Below are 26,084 nucleotides of genomic sequence, written 5' to 3'. Positions count from 1 at the left end.
GGGGGTCACTTCCCGGAAAGCAGGTCGAGGCCGCCGCGGCGGCCGAACAGGCGCGGGATGGCGAGCGCGAGCACGATGAGGCCGATGGATCCGAGGAGCATCAGCGTGCCGACGGCGTTGATGGTGGGCTGGACGCCGAACCTGATCGCCGAGTAGATGCGGACGGACAGCGGCTGTGGGTCGACGCCGGTGGTGAAGTAGGCGAGGACGAAGTCGTCGAAGACCAGGGCGAAGATCAGCACCCCGGAGGCGAGGATGCTGGGCAGCAGTGCGGGCAGGGTCACCAGGAACAGGGCTTGGCGGCGGGTGGCACCGAGGTCCCTCGCGGCCTCCTCGACCTCCGGGTTGAGGGCGGCGATGCGGGAGCGCAGGATGACCGTGACGTAGGAGATGGAGAAGGTGATCTCGGCGAGCATCACGGTGGTGGTGGACAGGGTGACGCCGAGGCCCTTGAAGAGCATCATCGCCGCCACGCCGGTGACGATCTCCGGTGTGATGAGCGGGACGAGCATGACCAGACCCGCGAAGGAGCCGAGGCGGCCGCGGCCCCGGACCAGGCCGAGGGCCAGGGCCACGCCGAGGACGAGCGAGCCCGCCATGGCGACCAGGGATACCCGCAGGCTCATGCCGAGCGAGTCGATCAGCGCGTCGTCGTGGAGGAACGCCGTGTACCAGCGGAGGCTGACGCCGTCGAAGACGGTGAGGGACTTCTGCGCGTTGAAGGAGAACAGGACGACGACGGCGACGGGGAGGTAGAGCAGGGCGAAGAAGGCCGCGGTGACGGCGATGGCGAAGCGGGGCCGGCGATCGGCTCCGCGGCGGCGACGCCGGAGCGGTCGGCGGGCGGCGGGCAGGGCCCGTGTTCCGTCGGCGCCCGCAAGGGCGGCGTGCTCGGGCGGGTCGGCCAGGTCGGCCTGGTCGGCCGGCGGCCAGGGCTCGGCGCGGGCGGCCCGGCGGGGGGCGGGACCTGGGGTCATCGGGCCGCCTCCGCCTCGTCCTTGCGGGTGCGCCGCAGGTAGCCGAGCATCCCGAGGAGCAGGACCGCCATCAGCAGGATGGTCAGGGCCGAGCCGAGGGGCCAGTTCTGGCCCTGGAAGAACTTGTCCTGGATCAGGTTGCCGATCATGATCTGGTCGGGGCCTCCCATGAGCTGTGCGCTGACGAAGTCGCCCATGGCGGGCAGGAAGACGAGGACGCAGCCGGCGGCCGCTCCCTGCCGGGTGGCGGGGACGGTGACGAAGAGGAAGGTCCGAAGCGGGCCTCCGTACAGGTCGCGCCCGGCCTCGATGAGCGAGGTGTCCATGCGTTCCATGGCCGCGTACAACGGGATGATCATGAAGACCACGAAGCCGTAGACGAGCCCGGCGATGACCCCCGGTCCGGTCTGCAGGATCTTGGTGCCGTCGTCGGCGATGCCGATGGCGCGCAGGGCGTCCAGGAGCGGTCCGTCGTCGGAGAGGACGACGGACCAGCCGTACATCCGCACCAGGTAGTTGGCGAAGAACGGTACGACGATCGCGGCGATCAGCAGGTTCTTGAAGCGGCCGCCGCGCAGCGCGATGGCGTAGGCGACCGGGTAGGCCACGGCCAGGCAGATGAGGCAGGTGATCAGCGCGTAGCCGAGGGAGCGCAGCAGGACGGTGCGGTAGGCCGGTTGGGCGAGGGCGGCGAAGTTGTCGAAGTTGAGGCCGAAGCGCGGGTTTCCGAGCGGGTCGGTGGTTCCGAACGCGAGGGTGGCCACCAGGACGAGGGAGGCGAGGAGGAATCCGGTCATCCAGAGGGTGCCGGGGATCATGAGCCGGGTCCAGAGTCTCGCCTCCGCGCCGGCCCGTCCGCCGTGCGGCGGACGGGCCGTTGCGGATCGGTTCGGTCGAAGCACGTCAGCCGGCCTTCACGTCGGTCCAGGCGGTGTCGCGCTGCTGTTCGCCCTTGGCCGTGCCGTTGCGGAAGTAGAGGTCGTCCTTGAGGTCGGCCGCCGTCACCAGGCACTGGGGGAAGGGCTCCACGAGCGCGGTGTAGGTGTCCTCGCTGCCGCGGACGGGCATCGGGTAGCCGATGTACTCGATGTTCTTCTTCACGTTCTCGGGGCGGAGCATGTAGTCGATGAAGAGCATCGCGGTGCCGGGGTGCTGTGCGTCGGCGGGGATGGCGTAGCAGTCGGAGTTGACGGGGGCGCCCTCCCGGGCGACTTCGAAGCCGAAGACGGCGGGGTCCTCCGCCTGGGCGAGCATGGCCGCCATGTCGCCGCTCCAGGCCTGGGTCATGTCGGCGTTGCCGTTGAGCAGGTTGTTGTAGCTGTCGCTGGAGAAGCCGCGCAGGTGGGGGCGGAGCGAGCGCAGGGTGTCGGTGACCCGTGCGAGGTCCTTGGGCTCTTCGGTGCTGAGGCCGAGGCCGAGTTTGAGCGCGCCCATGCCGAGCACCTCGTCGCGGTCGTCGAGTACGAAGACCTTGCCCTTGGCCTGCTCGTTCCACAGGTCGTCCCAGGATCCGGTCAGGTCCCCGAGCCGGTCGCGGCGCCAGCCGATGCCGGTCTTGTACATGGTGAAGGGGACGGTGTGCCGGGAGCCGGGGTCGTACCAGGGGTCGGCGAAGTAGTCGTAACCGCCGAACACGGCCTCGGCGTTCTTCAGCCGGGTGTGGTCGATGGCGCGCAGTTTGCCTCCGGCGGCGAGGCGCTGCGACCACTTCGCCGTGGGGAAGATGATGTCGTACCGGTTCCCGGAGTTGAGCTTGGCGGCCATGCCTTCCATGGAGTCGTAGTTCGACTGGACGACCTTGACGCCGTACTCCTTCTCGAAGCCTTCGAAGACGGCCGGGTCGATGAAGTCGGCCCAGTTGAAATAGACCAGGTCGCCGTCGACCTTGACGTCGATGGGCGGCGTTTCGGACGCCTTGCCGGCCGGGTCGTCACCGGATGCGAACCCGCAACCGGCGGCCGTGAGGCCGAGGGTCGCGGCGGTGCCGGCGCGGAGGAAGGAGCGCCTGGACAGGGAGTGTGCCTCGGGGGACATGCGGGGTCCTCTCCGTGGGGGGTGAGGGGCAGGGCGGGCGGGGCGTGGGGGGTTCGTCAGTGGGAGGGGTTCAGCGCCGGCCGGCGTCGGCCTCGGCGTCGAGGTCGGCTCGGATGCGGCCGGCGAACCAGCCGACCGCCGACTCGCGGCGGGACAGGGGCCCGGGTTCGAAACCGGGGGTGGAGAGCCCCTGTTGGACGCGGGCGACCAGCTCGGCGTCCTCGTCGTTGGTGATCCAGCCGATGTGGATGTTCAGGCGGCGGGCGAGGCGGGTGCGCAGGCCCGTGCCGCGCCGGGTGTAGAAGGCGCCGGGTACGGCCACCCGGTCCACCGCCGTGGGGATCGCGGTCCAGGCCAGCACGTGGTCGGGGTAGAAGTCGATGAGGGTGTTCGGGTAGATCACCGCGTACCGCCAGACCCGCCGGTCGGCTTCGGCGAGGCCGGGCATCGGGGCGGCGATGCGCTGGTAGAGGCGTTCGGCCCAGTTCGAGGAGGGTTTCTCCCGCAGGGGCGAGGCGAACAGCGCGTAGGACTCCTCGATCTCGCAGGTGTAGCCCTGGTAGTCGAGCAGCCGCATCAGACCGGGATGGGCCACCGGGACGTGGTAGCCCTCCAGGTAGTTGTCGACCGCCACCTTCCAGTTGGCCTGCTGTACTTCGGCGCCGGCCAGGTCGTGGATCCGGCTGCGGCCGACCGGTACGAGGTCGGCTCCGGCATAGTGGCCGACCGCTTCGGCGAGTCCGGCGCACTGCTTCGCCAGCGGTACGGCGTCGAAGTCGAGGTTGACGAAGACGAAGCCGAGGAAGGACTCGACGCGGGCCGGGAACAGGCCGAGCGCGGGCTTGTCGAGGCAGGGGATCTGCCGGGCCTCAGGGGCGCCGACAAGGCTTCCGTCGAGGCGGTAGGTCCAGCCGTGGTAGGGGCAGCGGATCGCCTTGCCGGCCGGTTCGGGGGCGGTGACCAGGCGCGTTCCGCGGTGCCGGCACACGTTGAGGTGGGCGGCGAGGGCGCCGTCCTCGGTACGGACGACCAGCACCTCGCGGCCCGCGACGGTGGCGGCGAGCCGGGCGCCCGGGTTCGGCAGGTCGGATTCGTGGCAGACCAGCTGCCAGGCCTTGGCGAAGACCTCTCGGGTCTCGGCGGCGGCAGTATCGGGATCGGTGTAGTAGCGGGCTGACAAGGCGGGCCCTGGTGCGTCCGGGACCGGCTGGTCGACCGGGGGTTCCTCAGGGGCTCTGGAGTGCATCGGGTGACTCCTCCGTGCCGGCGGTGCGGCGATCGGTCTCGGCGATGGACATCGAGACGACCCAACGGTGGGCAGCGGGCCGGGGCGGACGCCGAGGCCTTGCTGACCGATTGGACAGCCAGATTGCTGGCTGATTTCCGCCGGGTCAAGACTTGTACGCTGACCGATCGGTCAGCTAGCGTAATTCTCGTCGCTGCAACGAGGTTCATCCACTTCTGCGCCCTTTCGGGCCGGACGCAGCCCCGCCCGAGGCCAGCCCCGGGCACCCCATTCCCCTGCTCTCTCCCCCGCCCTCGGCTCCCGTCACCGGCCCCGCCGGCCGCGGCGACCCACCCCTCCCGGAGGCACGCATGAGCGGTCGTCGGCGTCTGGACTGGCTCGGGCTCACCCCCGAACCCGAGCGGGAACTGCCCGCAGCGGTAGCCGCCCTGCGCGCCTCCTCGCACGATCCGCCCGCTGCGGCGGCAACCGCAGCGGCAACAGCACCGGCAGCAGCAGATGGCGCAGAGCTCGCGGAGCCGGCGGCCGCCGAGCGGCGCCGCGTGGAGCGCCTCGTCCTGCGGGGCGGCCGGCGCGACTGGCTCCGCTACCTGGCCGAGGTCACCGCGCTGGTGACCTCGGTGGCCGCCGACCCGGAACGGGGCGACCGCGCGGCCGCCCTCCTCGCCGGCGAGGTGGTCCTCGACCACCACCGCATGCTGATCGGCCTCCCGGGAACGGGATACGCCCGCACCGCCGGGGACCGCGCCGCGCTCGAAAGCGCCGTACGGACCCTGCGCGCCGACCCCCGGACAGGAAGCACCCCATGACCACGATCCGACTTCCGACCACCCCGCCGCCCGGCGGCGTACTCGGCGCAACGCCGGGCCTGACGGAGGACGCCGAGGCCTACCGCGCCACCGGCGGCTACGCCGGCGCCACCTGCCCCGACGAACTGCTGCAGCACCTTTCCGCATCCGGCCTGCGCGGGCGGGGCGGGGCCGGCTTCCCGGCCGCCGTGAAACTGGCCGCCGTCCGCGACCGCGGCGGCGTCCCGGTGGTGGTGGCGAACGGCGAGGAGGGCGAGCCCGGATCGGTCAAGGACCGCTGGCTGCTGCGGGCCCGGCCCCACCTGGTCCTGGACGGGCTCGCCCGCGCCGCCGCGGTCACCGGCGCCGTACGCGGCTACGTCTACCTCTCGGACCCGGTCGCGGCAGACCGCGTCCGCCGGGCCCTCGCCGAACGGGAGCCGCGGCTGCTCGTCGAGGTCGTCGAGACCGCCCACACCTACGTCGCCGGGGAGGAGAGCGCGGTCGTCCGCCGCATCGACGGCGGGCCGGCCCTGCCCACCGCCAAACCGCCCCGCCCCTTCGAACGGGGCGTCGGCGGCGCACCGACCCTGGTGTCCAACGTCGAGACCCTCGCCCGCATCGCCCTCACCGCCGCACGGCCCGACCTGCGGCAGGCGATCGCCCGCTCCACCCTGGTGACGCTCTCCGGCGGGAGCGCGGCCCCCGTCCTCACGGAAGTCGCCTACGGAGTCACGCTGCGCGCCCTGGCGGCCGCGCACGGCACCCCGGACGCCGCCGGGGCCCTCATGGGCGGGCTGTTCGGCGGGCTCGTCGACGCCCTCGCCCTGGACCTCCCCCTCGAACCCGAGGCACTCGCCGCGGCGGGCACCGCGCTGGGCTGCGGAGCGATCCGCTTCCTCACCGCCGGCGCCTGCCCGGTGCGCACCGCCGCCGACGCCGTCGGCCACCTCGCCGCCGAGAGCGCACGCCAGTGCGGCGTCTGCGTATCGGGCACGGCTGCGATCCGCGACGCCGTGCACGCGCTCACCGCGGGCACCGCCGGACCCGACACCCCCGCCCGGCTGGACCGGTGGGCACAGGGCCTGCCCGGGCGCGGAGCGTGCGGCCTGCTCGACGCCGCCGCCGGCATCGCCGGCAGCCTCCTGTACGCCTTCCCCGAACACGTCCGGTCCCACCTCGGTGGCCCGTGCCCCGACCGCGGCGCCGCCGCCCCGACCGCGGGCGGTCACGGACGCCGCCTCGCCGTCCCTGTTCCGGAGGTCGCCACCGCGGCCGAGGACGACCGGACCGCAACCCGCACGCCCGTGCTGAAGGGAACACCGTGAAACTCCTGCTGGACTCGACCCGCTGCCAGGGCTACGGACTGTGCCAGGAACACGCACCCCACCTGGTCGAACTCGACGAGTGGGGCTACGCGAAGGTCCTCGCCGTCGCCGTCCCGCCCGGCTCCGAGGAAGCGGCGCGCGCCTGCGTCGAAAGCTGCCCCAACTCCGCGCTCCGAGTGGAGAAGTGACATGGAACGCGATCTGACCGCCCTGTTCGACCCCCGCTCGGTCGCCGTGGTCGGCGCCAGCGACGACCCCGCGAAGTACGGCCACGCGGTGGCCTCCCAGGCGCTGCGCGCCGAAGGGCGGCGGCGGCCGGTGTACCTGGTGAACCGGCGCGGCGGCACCGTCCTCGGCAAGCCGGCGGCCCCGTCCCTCGCCGCGATCGGCGAACCCGTCGAGCTGGTGGTGGTCTCCGTCCCCGGCAGCGGCTTCGAGGCCGCCGTGGAGGACGCCCTGGCCTGCGGGGCCAAAGCGATCGTCGGCATCACCGCCGGCTTCGCCGAGGCCGGTCCGGCGGGAGCGGCTCGGCAGCGCGCGGTCGTCGCCCGCGTCCGGGAGGCCGGAGCCGTGCTCGTCGGACCCAACTGCCTCGGCATCGCCGACAACACCACCGAGCTGTACCTCGCCTCGGACCGTTTCGCGCCCGGCGGTGTCGCCCTGCTGAGCCAGAGCGGCAACCTCGCCCTCGAACTCCAACTCCGCGTCGCTCCGCACGGCCTGGGCTTCTCCCGGTTCGTCTCCCTCGGCAACCAGGCCGACGTCACCCTCGTCGACCTCGTCGAGGACTGCGCCCGCCACGAGGCCACCGCGGCGATCGCCGTGTACGCCGAGGACTTCGGCGACGGCAGGGCCTTCGCCCGGGCCGCCGCCGCGGCGGGCAAGCCGGTGGTGCTGCTCACCGCCGGGCGCGGCTCCGCGTCCGCCCGCAGCGCCCAGTCGCACACCGGGGCGCTCACCACCTCGGCCGACGTCGTGGCCGCCGCCTGCCGCGACGCGGGGGTCGAACTCGTGTGCACGCCGAGGGAGATGACCGTCGTCCTGGCCGCCGTGAGCAGCCGACCGGGGCCTCGTACGGGAGGGACCCGGACCGCGGTATTCACCGACGGCGGCGGGCACGGCGCGATCGCGGCCGACGCGGCCGAGGACGCCGGGCTCGACGTACCGGAGCTCGGCGCGGCGACCCAGGCGGGGCTGCGGACCGTGCTGTGGGAGCAGTCCGCGGTCGGCAATCCGGTCGACCTGGCGGGGATGGGCGAGCAGCAGCCCCTCTCGTACGCCGACACAGTCGCGCACCTGCTGGGCGCCGAGGAGGTCGACGCGGTCCTGATGACGGGCTACTTCGGCGGGTACGCGGCGTCCGAGGGCGGCCTGGGCGGCGGCCAGGCGGGCGGCTCCGTGCTCGCCGAGGGCGAGACGCGGGCCGCCGAGAAGATCGTCGCGCACCTCGCGGGCTCGCCGAAGCCCCTGGTGGTCCAGTCGATGTACCCGGGGTCGCCGAGCTGCCGGGTGCTGGCCGGGGCCGGGATACCGGTGTTCGCCGCAACCGAGGACGCCGCTCGCGCGCTGGCTGCCATGACCGGCCGGGCGGCGCGCTCCGCACCGGAGTTCGCCGCGCTGCCCGCCGCCGCCGCGCCGCTGCGGGACGCCGGGTACCACGGGGTGCGCGGACTGCTCGCCGCCGCCGGTGTGCCGTTCCCGGCCGCACGTGAGGTCACCGACGAGGCCGGAGTGCTGGCCGCGGCCGGGGAGTTCGAGGGCCCGTACGTGCTGAAGGCGCTGCACCTGCTGCACAAGTCCGACGCGGGTGGCGTGGCGCTGCGCCTGGCCGACCGGGACGCGCTCCTCGCCGCGTACCGGGACATGCGCGCCCGGCTCGGCGCGGGCTCGTACTCGGTGGAGGCGATGGCGGACCTCTCGGACGGCGTCGAGCTGATCGTGGGCGTGAACCGGGACCCCCGGTTCGGACCGGTGGCCATGGTCGGGCTCGGCGGGATCCTCACCGAGACCCTGCGGGACGTGGCCTTCGCGCTGGCGCCCGTACCGGCCCGGCGGGCCGAGGAGCTGCTGCGGGGGCTCCGTTCCGCCGCCCTGCTCGCGGGAGTTCGCGGCCGTCCGGCCGTGGACGTGGCCGCCGCGGCCGCCGTGATCGAACGCATCACGACGGTGGCCGCCGCCCATCCGGAGATCGCGGAGCTGGAGGTCAACCCCCTGCTGGTCCGCCCGGACGGCGCCCTGACGCTGGACGCCCGGGCCGTCCTGGGCTGACCGGCCCGCCCTCCCGAACCCAGAGTCCCCCGTCCTCTTTCCGTCTTCCCGGAGAACACCATGGACTTCCGCTACACGCCCGAGCAGGCCGACCTCAAGGCCCGCGCCGCCGCCTACGCCCAGCTCCTGATGGGGTACGAGGACCAGTCCGAGGAGGCGGGCGGCCCGCTGCCCGCCGAGACGGTCCGCGAACTGACCCGCGCCGCGATGGACGCCGGCGTCTACGCGATCAACATGCCCGCCGAATGGGGCGGGGCCGGCCTGTCCCTGCTGGACCAGGTCATCGTCGAGGAGGAGTTCGGCAAGGTCACCAACTGCCTCTGGGACATCCCCTGGCGGCCCGCGAACGTCCTCGCCCACGGCACCGAGGCACAGCGCGAGAAGTACCTGCTGCCCGTCATCCGGGGCGAGCGGTTCGACGCGTTCGCGGTCACCGAACCGGGTGCGGGCTCCGACCCCGGCTCGTGCACGAGCACCGCGACCCGCACCGAGGGCGGCTGGCTCGTGAGCGGCGAGAAGTGGTTCGTGACCTGCGGCGACATCTCGGACTTCCTGCTGGTGCAGGCCGATGCGGGCCCGGAGCGGGCCCCGACCCTGTTCTTCGTGGACAAGCAGGCACCGGGTGTCGAGATGACGCGGGTCCCCCGGTTCATGCACTCCGCGGTGAACGGGCACCCCGAGTTCACCTTCACCGACGTCTTCGTCGCCGACGAGGACGTGCTCGGCGGGGTCGGGAACGGCTACGAGCTGACCAAGGAGTGGTTCACCGACGAGCGGCTGATGATCGCCGCCCGGACCGTCGGCGCCGCCGAACGGGCCCTGGAGCTCGCCCGCGACTGGGCGGTCCGGCGACGCCAGTTCGGCTCGCCCATCGCCGACTTCCAGCTGATCCAGGGCATGCTCGCCGACTGCGCCGTCGACATCGCCGTCAACCGCGCCTACACCCACCAGGTCGCCTGGGAGGCCGACCAGCCGCACACCGATCCAAAGACCCTGCACGCCAAGGCGTCGACGGCGAAGCTCGCCGCGAGCGAGGCCGCCGGACGGGTCATCGACCGGTGCGTGCAGATCTTCGGGGGCCGCGGCTACGACCGCTCGTACCCCGTCGAGCGGATGTACCGCGAACTGCGCGTCGACCGCATCTGGGAGGGCACCTCCGAGATCCAGCGCCTGATCATCGCCAACGAGCTCGTCAAGCGGGGTACGCGGGCACTCGCTCTGCCCGGCCACTCCTGACGGGTCCCCTCGCCACACCTGCTCCCGTAACCACGATCACGATCACGAGGACGAACAAGACATGGACTTCCGCCTCACCGCCCGTCAGGAAGAGCTCCGGGACTCGGCGCGCGCCCTCACCGGATTCATCATGAAGTACGAGCTCGACTGCGAGGAGAACAACGGCCTGCCCCCGCAGGCCCACACCGAGATCCGTGACGCCGTCCTCGACAGCGGCCTCCAGGCCGTCAACATGCCCGCGGAGTGGGGCGGCGCCGGCCTCACGATCCTGGAGCAGGTCACCGTCCAGGCCGAGCTCGGACGGCTCACCGGCGCCCTGTGGGACATGGTGTGGCGGCCGGCCAACGCACTGTCCTTCTGCACGCCGGAGCAGCGCGAGCGCTACCTCGTCCCGGTGATCCGGGGCCGGCGCCGCGACTGCTACGCGGTGAGCGAGCCCGAAGCGGGCTCCGACCCGCAGAGCCTGCGGACCACGGCGACGCGGACCGGGGACGGCGGATGGGTTCTGAACGGCGAGAAGTGGTTCGTCACCGTCGGCGACCACGCGGACTTCATGATCGTGCTCGCGGCCGCCGGGGAGGAGGGGGCGCCGACCCTGTTCCTCGTCGACAAGGACACCCCGGGCATCGAGATGACCCGGGTGCCCCGCTGGATGCACACCTTCGTCTACGAGCACCCCGAGTTCACCTTCACCGATGTGCGCCTGCCCGCCGACGCGGTGCTCGGGGAGGTGGGGACCGGCTACGACATCACCCGCTCCTGGTTCACCGAAGAACGGCTGATGATCGCCGCGCGCACGATCGGAGCGGCGGAGCGGGCCCTGGAACTCGCCCGTGACTGGGCGGTGGAACGCCGCCAGTTCGGCTCCCCCATCGCCGACTTCCAGCTGATCCAGGGCATGCTCGCCGACTGCGCCGTCGACATCGCCGTCAACCGCGCCTACACCCACCAGGTCGCCTGGGAGGTCGACGAGGGCGTCCTCGACCGCAAGACGCTGCACGCCAAGGCCGCCATCGCCAAGCTGTCGGCGAGCGAGGCGTCCGGCCGGGTCATCGACCGCTGCCTGCAGATCTTCGGGGGCCGCGGCTACGACCGCTCGTACCCCGTCGAGCGGCTCTACCGCGAACTGCGCGTCGACCGCATCTGGGAGGGCACCTCCGAGATCCAGCGCCTGATCATCGCGGGCGAACTCGTCAAGCGCGGCACGGGCGTGCTGCGGATGCCGTCCTCCGTGTGACCCGGCGCGGCGGTCCGGGCCACACCCGCGGTGCGGCCCGGACCGCCCGCCGCCTCCGTCCGTACGAGAACCGTCCGAAAAGGGAGAACCGATGACCGATGTCGAACGCGTCGGGATCGTGGGGTGCGGCCTGATGGGCTCCGGTATCGCCGAGGTCTGCGCCCGCGCCGGGCGGGACGTGGTGGTGGTGGAGACGAGCAGACCGGCCGCGGACGCCGGCCTGGAGCGCATCCGCCGTTCCCTGGCCCGCGCCTCGGCCGCCGGGAAGCTGACGGACGCCGAACGGGACGCGGCGGTCGGCCGGATCGCGATGACCACGGACATGGAGCGCATGGCGGACCGGGACCTCGTCGTCGAAGCGGTCGCCGAGGACGAGCGGGCGAAGCTGGAGGTCTTCGACCGGCTCGACCGAACGGTGGAGCGCAGGGACGCGGTGCTCGCGACGAACACCTCCTCCATCCCGGTCATCCGGCTGGCGGCGGCCACGTCCCGGCCGGAGCAGGTCGTCGGCCTCCACTTCTTCAATCCCGTCCCGGTGCTTCCCCTGGTCGAGCTGGTGCCGTCCCTGCTCACCGCCGAGGAGACGGTCCTGCGCGCCCGGGAGTTCGCCTCCGGCGTGCTGGGCAAGCAGGTGGTCCGGGCCGAGGACCGGGCGGGATTCGTGGTGAACGCGCTCCTCGTTCCCTACCTGCTGGCCGCCGTACGGATGGCCGAATCGCGGACCGCGTCGGCCGAGGACATCGACCGCGGCATGACCCTGGGCTGCGCGCATCCGCTCGGACCGCTGGCCCTGGCCGACCTGATCGGGCTGGACACCGTCCAGGCCATCGCCCGGTCGATGTACGCGGAGTACCGGGAGCCGCTGTACGCACCGCCGCCGTTGCTGGCGCGGATGGTGGACGCGGGCCTGCTCGGCCGGAAGACCGGCCGGGGTTTCCACACCTATTCCTGACCGCACGTCTTGACCGACCGTTTCCTGACCGTCCGTCGCCTGACCATCCGTCGCCTGACCATCCGTCTTCCGACCGCGGTGCCCCGACGGCGGGACCCCGTAAGCCCCATGCGCGAGGATGGGGGTCCGGCGGGCCGGGCCTCCCGGGCCTTCCATCCACCCACCCACCCGATGCAACGGGCGCCGACAAGGGGAGCAGCCAACGTGACCAAGGCCGAGCGCGCACTCGAAACGCGTGAGCGAATCCTCACGGCCGCGTGCGAAGTGATCGCCGACATCGGTTTTGAACACGTCAGCATGCGCAAGGTCGCGGAGCACGCCGCCGTCTCCAAGGCGCTGCTGCACTACCACTTCGACACGCGGGAGAAGCTGTTCGCCGAAGCGATGACGCACTCCTTCGCGAAGACCGGTACGGACACCGGCAGCGAGGACGATTCGCTCCCGGCCGCCGCCGTCCTGGCCCGGATCGTACGGAGCATGCTGCCCACGGACGCGGAGCTGCGCCAGGACTGGAAGCTGTGGCAGGAGCTGTGGGTACGGGCCCAGCGCGACGCGACGGCCCGGCACCTGGCCGTCGACCTGTACGACCAGCTGCACGCGTGGGTCGGCGGGGTCGTGGAACGGGGCGTCGCTTCGGGTGAGTTCACCGACTGCGACGTCTCCTCGATCAGCACGCTGGTGCTGGCGCTGTGCGACGGCCTGGGCATCCGTCTGATGCTGGAGGACCCCCGGGTCGACCTGGCCACGGCCCAGTCGACGGTCTGGCGGGCGATCGCGCCGGCCCTGGGGATCGCCCCGGACTTCCCGGAGGTCTGAGGGCGTCGTCGGCGTGTCCGCCGAGCAGCCGGACGGCGGCATCGGGACGCACCCGTGCCGCCGCCCCACGGCAATGCCCTACCGGCGGCTGCGGACGAGCAGGTAGAGGAAGTACGGCGTGCCGATCACCGCGGTCATGACGCCGGCGCCGAGCTGGGCCGGGGCGATCACGGTTCGGCCCACCAGGTCCGCCGTGCAGACGAGGATGGCGCCGAGGAGCACCGCGACCGGTACCACCCGGGCGTGCTGCCGTCCCACGAGGGCGCGGGCCGCGTGGGGTGCCACGAGCCCGACGAAGCCGATGGTTCCGGCGGCGGCCACGGCGGTGGCGGTGAGCAGGACGCCGAGGGCGAGGAAGCCGAAACGTCCGCGTCCCAGGCTGAGTCCGAGCAGCCTCGGGGTGTCCTCGTCGAGCGATACGAGGTCGAGTTCGGTGCGCCGCATGACCGCGACGGCCACGCCCACGGCGAGGACGGCCGCGAGGGGCGCCACGTCGGTCAGGTTCCTCCCGTAGGTGGAGCCCGACAGCCAGGTGAGCGCCTTCGTCGCGTTGAACGGGTCGGTGAGGATGATGAGGAGGCTGACCAGGGCGGCCGACCCGGTGGCGACGCCGAATCCGACGAGGACCAGCCGGTTCTGCTGGAACCCGCCCCGCGCGGCCAGCCCGAAGACGAGGACGGAGGCGCCCGCGGCGCCCGCGAACGCCGCACCGGCCACGCTCCACGTTCCGGCCAGGGGCACGGTCGTCACGAGGAGGACGGCGCCGAGCGCGGCGCCTCCGGAGACGCCCAGGATGCTCGGTTCGGCGAGGGGGTTGCGGGTCACGGCCTGGATGAGGGTGCCGGCGAGGGCGAGGGCCGCACCGGCGAAGAGCGCGGCGAGGACCCGGGGCACCCGGGTGTCGAGGACGAAGGTGACGGTCCGGCCGGCCCGTCCTTGAGCCCAGTTCACCACGTCGCCGAGCAGCAGTTTGCTGTCTCCGACCAGTACGGCGGCGATGATCACGCCGACGAGCACGACCGCCAGGACGGCCGTGGTGGTGAGGAAGACGCCGCGGGTCCTGATGCGCAGCCGGTCGGGCGCGGTGGATCCGGCCGTGTCCCGGACCCGTACGGCCATGACGATGAGGAAGACGGCGCCGACCAGGCTGGTGACGACACCGGTCGGCACGGCGACGGCCACGTCCGACGGTACGAGGGCGCGCAGCAGGACGTCGGAGCCGATCACCAGCGCGGCGCCGGTGAGCCCGGCGACCGGCAGGCTCCCGCGCGTCCGGGTGAAGCCGCGGAACCTCCGGGCGAGGGGGCGGACGAGGGCGGGTGCGCAGAGGCCGACGAAGCCGATGGGGCCGGCGAGGGTGACGGCGGCCGTGGAGAGCAGGGCGGCGAGTACGACGGCGGTGACCCGGGTCGAGCGGACCGGGACGCCGAGGCCGCGGGCGGCGTCGTCGCCGAGGGCCAGGGCGTCGATCCGGCGGGCGAGGAGCAGCAGCCCGATGAGGGCGACGACGCCGATCGGTGCCACCTGCAGCACGCCGTCGAACCCGTGCTGGGCGATGCTGCCCTGGTTCCAGTGGTAGACGCCCTCGGTGTCCTGGGGGAACAGCAGGAGCAGGCCCTCGGTGAGGGCGGTGAGGCCGAGGGTGAGGGCGCTGCCCGCGAGGACGAGCCGGACGGTGCCGGTGCCCAGTCCGGACAGTCCGAGGACGACGGCCGCGGCCGCGAGGCCGCCGGCGAACGCGATGCCGGAGGAGGCCAGAAGCGGGAGCGAGACGCCGGTGACGGCGGCGATGCCGAGGCCGAAGTAGGAGCCGGCGTTGACGGCGAGGGTGTCCGGTGAGGCGAGGACGTTGCGGCTGACGGCCTGCAGGGCGGCGCCCGCCATGCCGAGGAGGGCGCCGACGAGCAGGCCGGCGGTCATCCGCGGCAGCCGGGAGGCGATGAGGACGGAGGAGTCGGCCGGATCGGACCGGCCGGTGAGCGCCTTCCAGACCTCCGGCGCGCCGACGGCGGCCGTGCCCTGCGTGATGTCGACGGCGGCGAGCGCGGCGACGAGGAGGACCAGCGCGGCCGCCACCGCGGCCGCCCCCGTCCGGGTCCTGACCGCGGACGCGGTGATGGCGGGAGTGGTTGCGGTGACGGCCATGGTGCTACTTCTTCAGGGCGGCGACGACCGCGTCGACGTACTTGCTCATCGACTCGGGACCGCCGAACATCCAGATGCCGTCGGGCAGTCGGTGCACGTTGCCCTTCTGCACGAACGGCAGGGAGGTCCACACCTTGTCCTGGGCCAGCGCGCCTGTGAACGGGTTGCTGTCCTTGTCGCCGTCGTTGCCGATGTAGGCGAACTCGACGTCGCCGAGCTTGGTGAGGCCCTCGACGTCGGTGGTGCCGAGGCCGTAGGCCGGGTCGCCCTCGACGGTCCAGGCGTTCTTCAGACCGAGCTTCTCGTTGACTCCGCCGAGGAGCGAGCCGCTGGTGTACGGGCGGATCGAGACCTGGTTGGAGACGACGTAGCCGTCGGCGAAGGCGAACGGGGTGCCGGCGCGACCGGCGTCGGCGAGCGCCTTCTTGCCCTCGTCGAGCTTCGCCTGGAACTGCTGCTTGAGCGTTCCGGCCTTCTCGGTGGTGCCGGTGGCCTGGGCGATGAGGTCCAGGTTCTTCGTCATCTGACCGATCGGGTCGGACGCGGCGGCGGCATGGACCGTCAGGACCGGGGCGACCTTGCGCAGCTGCTCGATGGCGGCCGGCGGCAGGTCGGTGGTGGCGAGGATGAGGTCCGGCTTCAGGGAAGCGATGGTGTCCATGCTCGGCTCACCGCGCGTGCCGACGTCCTTGGGCTCGTTCTTCAGCGGGACCGCGGTGTTCCACGTCTTGTAGCCCTTGACGTCGGAGACGCCGACCGGGGCTACGCCCAGGCAGATCAGGCTCTCGACGACGTTCCACTCGGTCCCGACGACGTTCTTGGCGGGCCCGTCGAGCTCCACCTTCGTGCCCGTGTCATCGGTGAGGGTGATGCGCTCGGCGGTCTGCTTGGTGTCGTCGGCGGCGGGCTCGGTGGTTCCGCAGGCGGTCAGGGTGAGGGCCGCGGCGGTGGCGGCCGCCGCGGTGAGGAGGAGTCGTCTCATGAGGTGGTGCTGAGCCTTTCGGTACGCGAGTGGTGCCGGCCGATGGCGCGGGTGCGCAGCCGGCCGGTGAGCGGGTCCGTTTCGACGTGGATGGGGATCCCGTACGTGTCGGTCAGCCGCTGCGGTGTCAATACGTCGGTGGGGTCGCCGTCGGCGATGACGCGTCCCGTGTCGAGCAGGACGATCCGGTCGGCGACGGCCGCGGCCTGGTCGAGGTCGTGCAGGACGACGCCGACGGCGATGCCGTGGTCCTCCGCCAGATCCCTCATCAGGTCGAGGAGTTCGACCTGGTACCGCAGGTCGAGGTAGGTCGTCGGCTCGTCGAGCAGGAGCACACCCGTCTCCTGCGCGAGGCAGCCGGCCAGCCAGACGCGCTGGAGCTGCCCGCCGGAAAGGTGTTCTGCGCCGCGCCCGGCGAGTTCCGTGACCCCGGTCAGGGCGAGCGCGCGGTCCACCGCGGCCCGACCGCCCGGGTCGTCCCTGCCCCAGCGTCCGCGGTACGGGTAGCGGCCGAATTCGACCAGGTCCCGTACCGTCAGCCCGCTCGGCGTGGGGCGGCCCTGCGTGAGCAGGGCGACCCGGCGCGAGAACTCACGGGGACTCAGCGCGAGGCCGTCGGTGTCCCCGTCGATGACGAGCGTGGCGGTCCTGGGCCGCTGCAGCCGGGCGATGGTGCGCAGCAGCGTCGACTTGCCACTGCCGTTCGGCCCCACCAGAACGGTCACTTCGCCGGGTCGCAGCGTCAACGAGGCGTCGTGTACGACGTCGACGCCTTCGTAGGCCACGGTGACGCCCCTGGCGGACAGTTCATGACCGTGGGGGCGGCAGGCCGCGGCGGTCTCTTCAGCTCCTTGCACGTTGGTTAGGTTAGCCTAACCTCACTGATTGCCAAAACCTGCGCCGCCCGCGAGTGCTCACCGCCCGCGCGGCCATCCCGTACGCCTCCGGGAACCGCGCGGCCCGCGGCCCGACGGCAGGGTTGCCGCGAGCGCGAAGACGACGGTGATGCGCGCGCCTCCCCGAGGGCCGCGAGCGATGTGCATCGAGCCGCCGGTGACGGTCGCGGCCCTGCGCGCGATGTCGAGGCCGAGCCCCGATGAGCCCGTACTGCTCCCGCGGGAGAGGGCACGGTCCGGTTCGGGGATGCCCGGACCGGCGTCCTCCACGACCAGTTCCACGGCCAGGGCGGTACGGACGACTCGGACGCCGAACGGGGTGCCGGGCGGGGTGTGCCGGAAGACGTTGCCGATGAGCGCGTCCACCACGGCGGCGATGTCGTCGTCGGAGAGGCCGACCGGCGACGGCTCCTGGGTGACCTCCACGGAGCAGGGCCGGCTCTGCTGCTCCGCCAGGACCTCCCAGAACGCGGTCCGGCGGCAGACGACTTCGGCCGCCTCGCAGCGGGGTCCGGCGGGGGCCGCGCTCGTGCTGCGGGCGCCCGCGCCCTTGCCCGTCGCCTTGCCCGCGTCCTTGCCGTCGCCCGCTTCCGCGCCGAGCATGCCCTGGCCCATCGGGCCCACGGCGAGCGGGGTGCGCGCCGCGGTGATGATGGCCTGGAGTTCCGTCTCCAGTGCGCACACCGCGGCCTCGACCCTGGCCGATTCCGGTGAGCCCGCCATCCGCTCCGATGCCAGGTGCAGGGCGGTCAGCGGGGTGCGCAGCCGGTGGGACAGGTCGGCGACCAGTTCCCGTTCGACGGCGAGCAGCTCGGTCATCCGGTGGGCCATGGCGTTGAACGCGATGCCCGCGTCGCGCAGTTCCCTGGGGCCCATGGGGTCCACCCGGGCCTCCAGGTCGCCTTGGCCCAGCGCCTGGGAAGCGTGGGCGAGGCGCTTGGAGGACCGGACGACCTTCGCGCCGAGGCGGTCGGCGACGAGTACTGAACCGCAGACCAACCCCACGGCGAGGAGGAGCATGACCGCCCAGGAGGCCTTGACCCCGCGGGTCAGCTCCTGCTCGGGGACGAAGTTCTCGATGACGGCGACCCGGTCACCGGGCAGCACCACCGGCTGCAGGCATATCCAGCCGCTCGGAATCTGCTGGGAGATGGACTCGCGCCCCCGCTGCGCCCGTTCGAGCAGCGCGGCGGGGGCCCGGGAGCTGCCGAGGGGTGCGGCGTCGGGCAGATGGACGACGACGTACTCGGCCGCGTCCAGACTCGCGGCGGATTCCCGCAGGGCGGACGGATCCGCGGTCAGCGTCAGTACGGGGGCCAGGGCGGCGGCCCGCTGTTCGGCCGCGGTGATGCTCTGCTCCTTGACGAGCGACATCACCAGGGCGGCCAGCGGTATGAGGAAGGAGAGGGCGACCATCGACGTCACGGCGAGCGCCACCCCTGCCAGGGAGCGTCTCACCGCGGCGCCACCAGCTTGATGCCGACGCCGCGGACCGTGAGCAGGTAGCGCGGGGCGGCCGCGCGTTCGCCGAGCTTGCGGCGCAGGGACGACAGGTGCACGTCGACGGTCTGGTCGTCCACGTACGGCTCGCGCCAGACCTCCGTCAGCAGCCGCCGTTTGGAGACGACCTGGCCGGTGTGGTGGGCGAGGAAGGCCAAGAGGTCGAACTCCCGGCGGGTGAGGTGGAGCTCCCGGCCGGCCAGGTACGCGGTGCGCGCGCCCGGGTCCACCGCCAACTCGCCCACGGTGGTGGCGCGCAGCGGCTCGGCCGCCGCCGCCGGCCGCGGACCCTGACCGGCGAGCGCGGCGTGGCCGGCGGGTATGTGGCTGGTGCGCCTCAGGACGGCGGAGAGGCGTGCGATCAGTTGTCCCCCCGAGAAGGGCTTGACGAGGTAGTCGTCGGCGCCCGCGTTGAGGAGCCTGATGATTTCCGCCTCGTCGTCGCGGGCGGTGGCCACCAGTACGGGAACGGAGGAGATGCCCCGGATCATGCGCAGTGCGTCCCCTCCGTCCAGATCGGGCAGACCCAGGTCGAGGACCACCGCGTCGACGGGCATCTGGGTGACCTCGCGCAGGGCGCCGAAACCGTCACCGGCGCTGCGTACGGCATACCCGTGCTCCGCCAGGACTTCGATGAGTGACTGGCGGATGCTGGGGTCGTCTTCCACGACCAGGACGCTGGGCATGCGCACACCTTAGGTGAACGATCGTTCCTATCGGTCCGCGAAGGCCGGACCGTCGTCGGTGATGCGCAGGTGCACGGGACGGTCGGACACCGGGATGGTGCAGCCCTCCCGCTCGTTGCAGCTCGCGTACCCGAGCAGGACGGTCGCCTCCCCGTTACCGTCCGCGCGGACGGGCAGGGTGGTGGTGACGGGCCCGTCCGGGTAGACGGGGACGGGGGCGTCGACGCCGGGCAGGCTGATCGTCCGCACCTCCGCCGCGGCCGCCAGTTTCCCGCCCGCCTTCAGGACCCCGGTGACGTCCATCGCGGTCGGTCTGCCCACGCCCTCGATTCCGGTGGGCGGCAGGTCGGTGCTGTAGAGGTGGAACCCCTCCTCGGGGGTGAAGACCGCGGTCAGGGTGCCGTTCCTGGCCTGCCAGTCGGACAGGGAGAGCGTGACGGTGACCCCGTTCTCGGTGAAGCTCGTCGTGGGCGCGGCGTCGGCGCCCCCGGCGGGCTGCTCGCCGCATGCCGTGAGCGCGGCCAGGGTGAGGAGGGCCGTCGCGATGCGGGCCTTCCGGGGACGCCTCGTGAACCGGGAAACAGCGGAAACGTTCATGTGTGTCTCTGGCCTTTGGATCGATCAAGGGGAAGGGGTGGGGACTAGAGGGCCGTGGTGAAGTTCGCGCTCCACAACTGCAGCCGGTACACCAGGTCGTTCCACACGCCGGTGGCCAACAGCACCCCGACGAGCACGAGCATCCCGCCGCCGATCCGCAGGACCCACTGGTAGTGGCGTTTGACCAGGCCGAAAGCGCCCAGGGCGCGGCGGAAGGCCAGCGCCGCCAGGATGAACGGCAGGCCCAGCCCGAGGCAGTAGGCCGCCATCAGCAGGGCTCCGCGGACCGCGCTCGCCTCGCTCCAGGCGAGCGCCTGCACGGCGGCGAGCGTCGGGCCGATGCACGGGGTCCATCCGACCGCGAACACCGCACCCAGCAGGGGGGCGCCCGCCAGGCCGAGCGCGGGCCGCCGGTGGATGCGGAACTCCCGCTGCGTGAAGCCCGGCAGGAAACCCATGAAGGACAGCCCCATCAGCACGGTGAAGACACCGAGGGCCCGGGTGACCACCTCCTGGTGCGCCAGCAGGGTACGGCCGAAGTACCCGAACAGGGCGCCCCCGGAGACGAGGACGGCCGTGAAGCCCAGGACGAACAGCACCGCGCCGAGCGCCATGCGCCCGCGTTGCCCGCCCCGGGCGTCCGCCAGGTCGGAGACCGACAGGCTGGTGACGTAGCTGAGGTAGCCCGGCACGAGCGGGAGTACGCACGGCGAGAGGAAGGAGACGAGTCCCGCGAAGAACGCCACCGGAACGGCGACCGCCGGCGCCCCCTGGAGGAGGGACGGGGCGTCCGCGGCGAGGAGCGTGATGCCCGTGGGCGTCGTCATGGGCCTTCCTCCGCCACGCGTGCGATCAGGGGGCCCAGCTCCTCTTCGGTGACCGCGCCCCCGATGCTGACGGCGACGCGTCCCCGGCGGTCGATCACCAGGGTCGAAGGGATCGTCTGCGGGTTGAGGAGGGCGGGAGGGAAACGGAGCAGGAGCTCCCCGTCCGGGTCGTGGAGGCTGGGGAAGCCGAGGCCGTGCGCGCGTACGAAGGACTGCGCCGCCGCGCGCTCCCGGTCACGGGTGTTGATCCCGAGGAACCGGACCCCTTCGGCCCGGGTCCGCCCGCTGAGCCGCGCGAGGTCGTCGGCCTCGGTCCGGCAGGGGCCGCACCACGACCCCCACACGTTGAGCACGACGACCTGCCCCTGGAACCCGTCGAGGCCGACCGGCTCTCCGTCCAGGTCGACGCCCGCCAGCGCGGGCGCGGCCGGCCGGGCGCCGGGGGCCACGACGGTGGCCGCGGCCGCGGCCCTGACGGAGACGCCGGCGGGCCGCGTGTTCGGCCCGCCGTCGCCGGCGCCCCCGGAGGCGGCGAAGACGCAGCCCGCGGCGGCCACCACGAGGCCGGCACCGGCCAGGACGGCCGGCCGCAGGACAGGTCGTCTCACGACGCCCACTGGCGCAGGAAGGAGTTGATGCCGTCCGAGGTCAGGGCGGGGTTGCCGGTGGCGTGGGTGTCGGTGCGCACCGTTCCGGACGGCGAGACGACGATCAGGACGGGCATCTTGTAAGTGCCGCCCGAGGGGCTGTACTTGCGCAGGAGCGCGGAGTTGGCGGAGCTGTTGCCGCCGATGTCGACCTTGACCAGGTGGTAGGAGGCTCCGAGGATCGCCGCCGTCTGCGGCTGGGCGAACACCTTGTCGGCCGCCTTGCAGTTGCCGCACCAGTTGGCGCCGAAGTCGAGCAGCACCATCCTCCCGTCGGCCTTGGCCGCGCGCAGGGCCGCGTCGATCGCCTTCTGCGCATCGGCGGAACTGTCGTAGCCGGGCCCGGGGATCTTGGCCGGCGCGGGCGCGGGCGCGGCGGACGTACGGGAGGGTTTGGGCGTGGCCGGAGCCGCCTGGGTACGGGAAGGGGTCGGCGCGGAGGCGGACGGGGTACCGGCGGACGCCGACGGCGAGGCCGAGGCCGTCGGGGACGCCTCGGCGGACGCGGACGCGGACTCCGTGCCGGCGGGAAGGCTCTGCGACGGCTCTCCGACCGCGGAGGGGGAGGAGGAGGCGGCGCCGGCCGACTGGGAGGACGGACCGCAGGCCGCGGTCAGCCCGACGGCGACCACGGCTGCGGCGACGAGCGGCAGGCGCACCCCCAGGGGCGCGGCGGTGCGGGCGGGTCGGAGTATGCGAGGACTCATGGCGAAGACACCCCAAGGCACGGTTCGGGACCACGGGAAGGGCGGAACGCCTCCCGGATCGGTGAAGCCGACGGCCCGACGCGTCTCCGGGGCATTACGCCCGGGCGCCGGTGGCCGTTCGGCTGACGCGAGCATAGGACCGCCCGGGGCCGCCCGAACGGCCTGAGCGCGATCTTCAGGTTCCCCTAAGGAACAGCTCACGTTCCGCTTCGCCGGCACGCGGGCGATGGGCACACACAAGGAGGTGAAATGCCCAAACAGGACAGCGGAGTTACGAGGTGCGCAGCGGCCGGGGCGACCGGAGCGGCCGGAGCCGCCGCGGCGTCAGAACGACGACTCGCGGACCGTGGCCTTCGCCGTCGGCTCGATCGTCGCCGTGATCACGGAGCGGTGGTCCGCGCTGGTGAAGGTGACCGTCAGGGTGTCGTCCGCGGTCTGTGACGTGGTGGCCTTGAACCCGCGGCTGGGTATCGCGGAGATCAGACAGACGCCGACCTTCCCGTACCGCACCGTGACCTTGCCTCCCTGGGAAGGGACGGTGTGCAGGCCGTATCCACCCCCCTCACAGTCGACGGGGGGCTTCGGCGCCGTCGTCCGGGGTGATCCCGTCGGGGCCTTCGTGGGTGTGGACGTCGGAGCCGAGGGAGACGGTCGCCCGCTCTCGGAGGGCGAACCGCCGGCGGACGCGCTCGGGGACTGCGGGCTCGGTGACCCGCCCTGCCCCGCCTGCCAGGCCGGTGGCGAGTCGAAGACCATCGGGGCGGACCGCGCCACCGGCGGCGTGTGCCTGGTCGAACCGACCACGAACTGGACCGTGCCGAGCACGGCGGTCACGCTGGCGGCCGTGCAGGACAGCCATATGAGCAGGTAGCGCGGAATTCTTGGCACGGCCCCATAGTGACCGACGCACGGAGCCGCCCGTCACCACCTCCCCCCGAACGGACAGGGCCGCCCCCGGATCCGCGGGCGAACGCCGACGTCCTCCTGACCCGGGTGCGGGTCGGAGGACGTGTGCCGCGCTGCGGGAGGGCCGGCGCGGGACCTACTTGGGCGTCCCGAAGTTCTGCGTCCACCAGGGGCCGCCGTCGCCCTTGTGGACGCCTATGCCGATCTCCCGGAAGGCGCAGTTGAGGATGTTCGCCTTGTGGCCGGGGCTGTTCATCCACGCGTTCATGACCGCGTCGGCGTCGGCCTGCCCGCGGGCTATGTTCTCTCCGAGCCGGGACCAGCCGTATCCGGCGGCCTCAACCCGGGTGGTCATGGTGGACCCGTCCGGTCCGGTGTGGGACATGACGCCACTGGCGGCCATGGTGTCGCTGTACGCCCGTGCCGCGGCGCTCAGCTTGGCGTTCGCGGTCAGGGGACCGCACCCCGCCGCGGCCCGCTCCTTGTTGACCAGGGCGAGGACCGCGGACTCGGACTCGGACCCGCCGGAGCCACCGCCGGAGGAGCCGCCCCCGGCGGTCGCGGCAGTCGTCCGTGCGGGCTTGGCAGGCTTGGCCGGTGCCGAGGCGGCCGGGCTGCTCGCCCCCGCCGCGGACTTCGTGGGAGCCGCGGATCCCGTGGCGTCGGCGCCGGGCGTTCCGGACGGGGTCGCGGACGGGGCGTCGGTGGTGGGCGCGGGGAGGGTGGGAAGAGGGGTGGCCGTCGCCGCCCCGTCACCGGAGCCCGCCGCCGCGGACTTCGGTCCCGTGACGCCGTCGGCCCGCTGGTCCCCGCGCGGACCGCCGTCGGAATCGGCCACCGCGACCCCGACCGCCACGGCCGCGGCCGCCGCCGTGAGGGACAGCACGATGCGCGTGCGCACCTTCTTGTTGCGTCGTGCTTCGACGCGGGACGGCGTTCCGGGAGTTCGGCTGCGGCTCATGCCGGTAGCACCTCACAGAGAGAGGGGGAGGAGGGTCCGACCGAGCCTAGGGCCGTGACCAGCGAAAAGAGCGTCCCGGAGGCGTTCTTCAAGGTCCCTTAAGGAAGCCCGCAGGATCGGCGCAGGAAGGAGCCGGGGCCACGGCCACAAGGCCCGGCTTGACTGCTGCGCGGCGCGACGGGTAGGGAGAGGCTGTTCATTGCGCACGGTGTGAAACGGGGGACCCATGAAGCCGCTCGAAGCGGGCGATCCCACCTCGGTCGGCGAAGGCCGCTACCGACTGGTAGGGCGGCTCGGCCAGGGGGGCATGGGTGTGGTCTACCTGGGCCGGTCCCAGTCCGGCCGCGCCGTGGCCGTCAAGGTCGTACGTCCCGAGCTGAGCAACGAGCCCGGCTTCAAGCGAAGGTTCGCCGACGAGGTGGCGGCCTCGCGGCGGGTCGGCGGCTTCCACACCGCACCGGTCGTCGACGCGGACCCCGACGGGGAACCGGCCTGGCTGGTGACGGCCTTCGTACCCGGCCCCACCCTCCAAGCGGTGCTCGCGCGCGTCGGATCCCTGCCGCTGGACACGCTCACCGTCCTGGCCGCCGGCCTGGCCGAGGCGCTGGAGGCGATCCACCGGGCGGGGGTCATCCACCGCGACCTCAAGCCCGCGAACATCATCGTCGCGGAGGACGGGCCGCGCGTCATCGACTTCGGCATCGCGCGCGCCCTGGACGGAACGGCCCTGACCCAGACCGGGCTGCAGATCGGCACGCCGGGATTCCTTGCCCCCGAGCAGCTCACCGGCGGGGCCGTGACCCCCGCGGTCGACATGTTCGCGCTGGGGGTGGTGCTCACGCAGGCGGCGGGCGGCACGCCCTTCGGCGACGGCCCGTCCGCGGCCAGGCACTACAAGGTCGTCCACGAGGAGCCGGACCTGACCGCAGTCCCCGGCGAACTCCGCGAAGCGGTCGGTGCGTGCCTGTCCAAGGATCCGGCTGCCCGGCCCACCCCGACCGCCCTGCTGGACAGTCTGACCGTCCGCCACCCGGCCGGCGACTGCTGGCTGCCGGACGCGGCATCGCAGCTGCTCCCCCGGCAGGAGCCCACGGCGCATCCCACCGCGCCGGACACCCCGTACGACTCCCCCGCGGGAGCCCCTCCAGGCGCCGCGCAGGCCACCCCTCATGACACCGCGCCGGCCACCCCGGACCTCCGGGACACCCCGGCACCGCCCGTCCCCGGTCCGGTCGGCGCCGAGCCCTGCCCGGAACAGCCGCACACCGAGACCGGGCCCTCGGGACCCGCGGGGCTCCACTCCCCCGGCCCCGCCGAGGTGGCGCCGCGGCCGGCCGGCGCGCGGCCCGGCCGACGCCGTGCGGTGGTGGCGGCCGTGCTCGTGGTCTCCCTCGCGGCCGTCGGCGTGCTCGTGTGGCAGCCCTGGAACCGCTCCGCCAAGGACGACGCCAAGACGGGCGCCGTCACGCCCACCGGCTCCGCGTCCGCCACCGCCCCCACTCCGGCCCCGTTCCCGAACGACCCCCTGCTGGTCCGGCTGGACACCGCCCCCGGCTGGCCCGGGACGTGTCACGGCGTCATCGCCCGCCGGGATCCGGGCAAGGAGACTCCCGTGCGGCTCGTCGCGGGGGGCGCGTGCGACATGCTGCCCCAGTGGTCGCCCGACCGCAGGTCCTTCGCGTTCACCCGCACCACGCCTGAGGGCACGGCCGTGTGGACCGCCGACGCCGACGGGTCGAACGCGCGGCGGGTCGCCCCCATCGCCGGCGGCAGGGTGTCCTGGTCTCCGGACGGCAGCCGGCTCGCCGTACTCCGCAAGAAGGACGGCGTGCAGCAGTTGTTCGCGGTCAACGTCGCCGACGGTGCGGCCGTGCAGCTCACCTCGGGCGGGGTCCCGGTCGAGGACCCCGCGTGGTCGCCGGACGGCAAGCACATCGCGGTCTGCATGGAGAAGACGGAGCCCGGGAACTGGCAGATCCACCTGGTCGACCCCGCCTCCCCCGGCCGCGCCCCGCAGCAGGTGACCCAACTGCCCCATCCGGCGCTCGACCCGGTGTGGTCCCCGGACGGCGCGACCTTCGCGTACACCTCGGGTACGTACGGCACGGGCACCCAGGGCGACATCCGCCTCGTGGCCGCCGACGGCACCGCCGATCGCGCACTGGTCTCCGGCTCCGCCCACGAGATGGACCCCGCCTGGTCCGTGGACGGCACCTGGCTGGCCTTCGTCCGCGGCCCGTACGAGAAGCCCGTGGTCTGGGCCGTACGCGCGGACAAGACCGACGAACGCCGGCTCACCGCCGACGGCTCCGCCGAAGGCCATCCCGCCTGGCGCTGAGACCATGCTG

Annotated in this window: 25 protein-coding genes; 10 read left to right on the top strand and 15 right to left on the bottom strand. The window is 73.0% G+C overall.

Annotated features, from left to right (window positions below):
* Window positions 1–5: 5 nt before the first annotated feature.
* From OG625_RS35980 to OG625_RS35965, 4 genes are all read right to left on the bottom strand, one after another.
* A complete protein-coding gene (locus OG625_RS35980; RefSeq protein ID WP_329389384.1) occupies window positions 6–977 on the bottom strand; it encodes an ABC transporter permease in 972 nt (323 codons plus the stop codon).
* A complete protein-coding gene (locus OG625_RS35975; protein ID WP_329389382.1) occupies window positions 974–1,795 on the bottom strand; it encodes an ABC transporter permease in 822 nt (273 codons plus the stop codon). Before OG625_RS35975 ends, OG625_RS35980 begins: the two co-directional genes overlap by 4 nt.
* Window positions 1,796–1,880: 85 nt before the next feature.
* On the bottom strand, window positions 1,881–3,011 hold the full coding sequence (locus tag OG625_RS35970; RefSeq protein WP_329389380.1) for an extracellular solute-binding protein: 1,131 nt from the start codon (window positions 3,009–3,011) through the stop codon (window positions 1,881–1,883).
* Window positions 3,012–3,081: 70 nt separating this feature from the next.
* Window positions 3,082–4,257 carry an aromatic ring-hydroxylating oxygenase subunit alpha gene (locus OG625_RS35965; RefSeq protein ID WP_329389378.1) on the bottom strand — a complete coding sequence of 392 codons (1,176 nt, stop codon included), beginning with the start codon at window positions 4,255–4,257 and terminating at the stop codon, window positions 3,082–3,084.
* 350 nt (window positions 4,258–4,607) lie between these two features.
* On the opposite strand from OG625_RS35965, the gene OG625_RS35960 reads away from it, so the two are divergent.
* The 8 genes from OG625_RS35960 (at window position 4,608) to OG625_RS35925 (ending at window position 12,882) form a co-directional block, all read left to right on the top strand.
* The gene (locus tag OG625_RS35960) at window positions 4,608–5,066 is read left to right on the top strand and encodes a hypothetical protein (protein WP_329389376.1); all 459 of its coding nucleotides are present in this window, start codon (window positions 4,608–4,610) and stop codon (window positions 5,064–5,066) included.
* Window positions 5,063–6,373: an NADH-ubiquinone oxidoreductase-F iron-sulfur binding region domain-containing protein gene (locus OG625_RS35955; RefSeq protein ID WP_329389374.1), complete on the top strand. Its 1,311-nt coding sequence runs from the start codon at window positions 5,063–5,065 to the stop codon at window positions 6,371–6,373. Before OG625_RS35960 ends, OG625_RS35955 begins: the two co-directional genes overlap by 4 nt.
* Entirely contained in the window at window positions 6,370–6,561 is a 192-nt protein-coding gene (locus tag OG625_RS35950) for a ferredoxin (protein ID WP_329389372.1), read from the top strand. Before OG625_RS35955 ends, OG625_RS35950 begins: the two co-directional genes overlap by 4 nt.
* Before the next feature lies 1 nt (window position 6,562).
* Window positions 6,563–8,641, top strand: a complete 2,079-nt coding sequence (locus tag OG625_RS35945; protein WP_329389370.1) for an acetate--CoA ligase family protein — start codon at window positions 6,563–6,565, stop codon at window positions 8,639–8,641.
* A 60-nt stretch (window positions 8,642–8,701) separates the two neighbouring features.
* Window positions 8,702–9,877: an acyl-CoA dehydrogenase family protein gene (locus OG625_RS35940; RefSeq protein WP_329389364.1), complete on the top strand. Its 1,176-nt coding sequence runs from the start codon at window positions 8,702–8,704 to the stop codon at window positions 9,875–9,877.
* A 61-nt stretch (window positions 9,878–9,938) separates the two neighbouring features.
* Complete coding sequence (locus OG625_RS35935; RefSeq protein WP_329389363.1) at window positions 9,939–11,114, top strand: acyl-CoA dehydrogenase family protein; 1,176 nt, start codon at window positions 9,939–9,941, stop codon at window positions 11,112–11,114.
* A 91-nt stretch (window positions 11,115–11,205) separates the two neighbouring features.
* Complete coding sequence (locus OG625_RS35930; RefSeq protein ID WP_329389361.1) at window positions 11,206–12,066, top strand: 3-hydroxybutyryl-CoA dehydrogenase; 861 nt, start codon at window positions 11,206–11,208, stop codon at window positions 12,064–12,066.
* Window positions 12,067–12,270: 204 nt separating this feature from the next.
* Window positions 12,271–12,882 (top strand): TetR/AcrR family transcriptional regulator, encoded by a 612-nt coding sequence (locus OG625_RS35925; RefSeq protein ID WP_329389359.1) that lies wholly within the window; start codon window positions 12,271–12,273, stop codon window positions 12,880–12,882.
* A 78-nt stretch (window positions 12,883–12,960) separates the two neighbouring features.
* Here OG625_RS35925 and OG625_RS35920 read toward each other — a convergent pair whose 3' ends face one another.
* The 10 genes from OG625_RS35920 to OG625_RS35875 all read right to left on the bottom strand — a co-directional run bounded on the left by OG625_RS35920 (window position 12,961) and on the right by OG625_RS35875 (window position 22,379).
* On the bottom strand, window positions 12,961–15,027 hold the full coding sequence (locus tag OG625_RS35920; RefSeq protein ID WP_329389356.1) for an iron ABC transporter permease: 2,067 nt from the start codon (window positions 15,025–15,027) through the stop codon (window positions 12,961–12,963).
* 4 nt (window positions 15,028–15,031) lie between these two features.
* Window positions 15,032–16,009, bottom strand: coding sequence for an iron-siderophore ABC transporter substrate-binding protein (locus tag OG625_RS35915; protein ID WP_329389355.1), 978 nt, complete (start codon window positions 16,007–16,009; stop codon window positions 15,032–15,034).
* Window positions 16,006–16,866, bottom strand: coding sequence for an ABC transporter ATP-binding protein (locus OG625_RS35910; protein ID WP_329389353.1), 861 nt, complete (start codon window positions 16,864–16,866; stop codon window positions 16,006–16,008). Before OG625_RS35910 ends, OG625_RS35915 begins: the two co-directional genes overlap by 4 nt.
* 57 nt (window positions 16,867–16,923) lie before the next feature.
* Window positions 16,924–18,363 carry a HAMP domain-containing sensor histidine kinase gene (locus tag OG625_RS35905; protein WP_329389351.1) on the bottom strand — a complete coding sequence of 480 codons (1,440 nt, stop codon included), beginning with the start codon at window positions 18,361–18,363 and terminating at the stop codon, window positions 16,924–16,926.
* Window positions 18,360–19,091, bottom strand: coding sequence for a response regulator transcription factor (locus OG625_RS35900; RefSeq protein WP_329389349.1), 732 nt, complete (start codon window positions 19,089–19,091; stop codon window positions 18,360–18,362). Before OG625_RS35900 ends, OG625_RS35905 begins: the two co-directional genes overlap by 4 nt.
* Window positions 19,092–19,118: 27 nt before the next feature.
* Window positions 19,119–19,688, bottom strand: coding sequence for a hypothetical protein (locus tag OG625_RS35895; RefSeq protein ID WP_329389347.1), 570 nt, complete (start codon window positions 19,686–19,688; stop codon window positions 19,119–19,121).
* A 44-nt stretch (window positions 19,689–19,732) separates the two neighbouring features.
* Window positions 19,733–20,515 carry a cytochrome c biogenesis CcdA family protein gene (locus OG625_RS35890; RefSeq protein WP_329389345.1) on the bottom strand — a complete coding sequence of 261 codons (783 nt, stop codon included), beginning with the start codon at window positions 20,513–20,515 and terminating at the stop codon, window positions 19,733–19,735.
* A complete protein-coding gene (locus tag OG625_RS35885) occupies window positions 20,512–21,123 on the bottom strand; it encodes a TlpA disulfide reductase family protein (protein WP_329389343.1) in 612 nt (203 codons plus the stop codon). Before OG625_RS35885 ends, OG625_RS35890 begins: the two co-directional genes overlap by 4 nt.
* Window positions 21,120–21,869, bottom strand: coding sequence for a thioredoxin family protein (locus OG625_RS35880; RefSeq protein WP_329389341.1), 750 nt, complete (start codon window positions 21,867–21,869; stop codon window positions 21,120–21,122). The genes OG625_RS35885 and OG625_RS35880 overlap by 4 nt, the downstream gene beginning before the upstream one ends.
* A 324-nt stretch (window positions 21,870–22,193) precedes the next feature.
* Window positions 22,194–22,379 carry a hypothetical protein gene (locus OG625_RS35875; protein WP_329389339.1) on the bottom strand — a complete coding sequence of 62 codons (186 nt, stop codon included), beginning with the start codon at window positions 22,377–22,379 and terminating at the stop codon, window positions 22,194–22,196.
* Between the two features lie 109 nt (window positions 22,380–22,488).
* On the opposite strand from OG625_RS35875, the gene OG625_RS35870 reads away from it, so the two are divergent.
* Entirely contained in the window at window positions 22,489–22,740 is a 252-nt protein-coding gene (locus OG625_RS35870) for a hypothetical protein (protein ID WP_329389337.1), read from the top strand.
* Window positions 22,741–22,911: 171 nt separating this feature from the next.
* Here OG625_RS35870 and OG625_RS35865 read toward each other — a convergent pair whose 3' ends face one another.
* On the bottom strand, window positions 22,912–23,736 hold the full coding sequence (locus OG625_RS35865; RefSeq protein ID WP_329389335.1) for a CAP domain-containing protein: 825 nt from the start codon (window positions 23,734–23,736) through the stop codon (window positions 22,912–22,914).
* Window positions 23,737–23,962: 226 nt separating this feature from the next.
* On the opposite strand from OG625_RS35865, the gene OG625_RS35860 reads away from it, so the two are divergent.
* Complete coding sequence (locus tag OG625_RS35860) at window positions 23,963–26,074, top strand: protein kinase domain-containing protein (protein ID WP_329389333.1); 2,112 nt, start codon at window positions 23,963–23,965, stop codon at window positions 26,072–26,074.
* The last annotated feature ends 10 nt before the right edge of the window (window positions 26,075–26,084 follow it).

Origin of the sequence: Streptomyces sp. NBC_01351, assembly GCF_036237315.1 — a bacterium.
In the GTDB taxonomy this organism is placed as follows: Bacteria; Actinomycetota; Actinomycetes; order Streptomycetales; family Streptomycetaceae; genus Streptomyces.
Note: the sequence above shows the minus strand (reverse complement) of the source record. Positions and strands in the feature narration are given on the sequence as shown.

Excerpts from the sequence above, each read along its gene's own strand:
- OG625_RS35980 (WP_329389384.1), bottom strand. The coding sequence starts at position 977 with ATGACCCCAGGTCCCGCCCCCCGCCGGGCCGCCCGCGCCGAGCCCTGG.
- OG625_RS35975 (WP_329389382.1), bottom strand. The coding sequence starts at position 1,795 with ATGATCCCCGGCACCCTCTGGATGACCGGATTCCTCCTCGCCTCCCTC.
- OG625_RS35970 (WP_329389380.1), bottom strand. The coding sequence starts at position 3,011 with ATGTCCCCCGAGGCACACTCCCTGTCCAGGCGCTCCTTCCTCCGCGCC.
- OG625_RS35965 (WP_329389378.1), bottom strand. The coding sequence starts at position 4,257 with ATGCACTCCAGAGCCCCTGAGGAACCCCCGGTCGACCAGCCGGTCCCG.
- OG625_RS35960 (WP_329389376.1), top strand. The coding sequence starts at position 4,608 with ATGAGCGGTCGTCGGCGTCTGGACTGGCTCGGGCTCACCCCCGAACCC.
- OG625_RS35955 (WP_329389374.1), top strand. The coding sequence starts at position 5,063 with ATGACCACGATCCGACTTCCGACCACCCCGCCGCCCGGCGGCGTACTC.
- OG625_RS35945 (WP_329389370.1), top strand. The coding sequence starts at position 6,563 with ATGGAACGCGATCTGACCGCCCTGTTCGACCCCCGCTCGGTCGCCGTG.
- OG625_RS35940 (WP_329389364.1), top strand. The coding sequence starts at position 8,702 with ATGGACTTCCGCTACACGCCCGAGCAGGCCGACCTCAAGGCCCGCGCC.
- OG625_RS35935 (WP_329389363.1), top strand. The coding sequence starts at position 9,939 with ATGGACTTCCGCCTCACCGCCCGTCAGGAAGAGCTCCGGGACTCGGCG.
- OG625_RS35930 (WP_329389361.1), top strand. The coding sequence starts at position 11,206 with ATGACCGATGTCGAACGCGTCGGGATCGTGGGGTGCGGCCTGATGGGC.
- OG625_RS35920 (WP_329389356.1), bottom strand. The coding sequence starts at position 15,027 with ATGGCCGTCACCGCAACCACTCCCGCCATCACCGCGTCCGCGGTCAGG.
- OG625_RS35915 (WP_329389355.1), bottom strand. The coding sequence starts at position 16,009 with ATGAGACGACTCCTCCTCACCGCGGCGGCCGCCACCGCCGCGGCCCTC.
- OG625_RS35900 (WP_329389349.1), bottom strand. The coding sequence starts at position 19,091 with ATGCCCAGCGTCCTGGTCGTGGAAGACGACCCCAGCATCCGCCAGTCA.
- OG625_RS35895 (WP_329389347.1), bottom strand. The coding sequence starts at position 19,688 with ATGAACGTTTCCGCTGTTTCCCGGTTCACGAGGCGTCCCCGGAAGGCC.
- OG625_RS35890 (WP_329389345.1), bottom strand. The coding sequence starts at position 20,515 with ATGACGACGCCCACGGGCATCACGCTCCTCGCCGCGGACGCCCCGTCC.
- OG625_RS35880 (WP_329389341.1), bottom strand. The coding sequence starts at position 21,869 with ATGAGTCCTCGCATACTCCGACCCGCCCGCACCGCCGCGCCCCTGGGG.
- OG625_RS35865 (WP_329389335.1), bottom strand. The coding sequence starts at position 23,736 with ATGAGCCGCAGCCGAACTCCCGGAACGCCGTCCCGCGTCGAAGCACGA.
- OG625_RS35860 (WP_329389333.1), top strand. The coding sequence starts at position 23,963 with ATGAAGCCGCTCGAAGCGGGCGATCCCACCTCGGTCGGCGAAGGCCGC.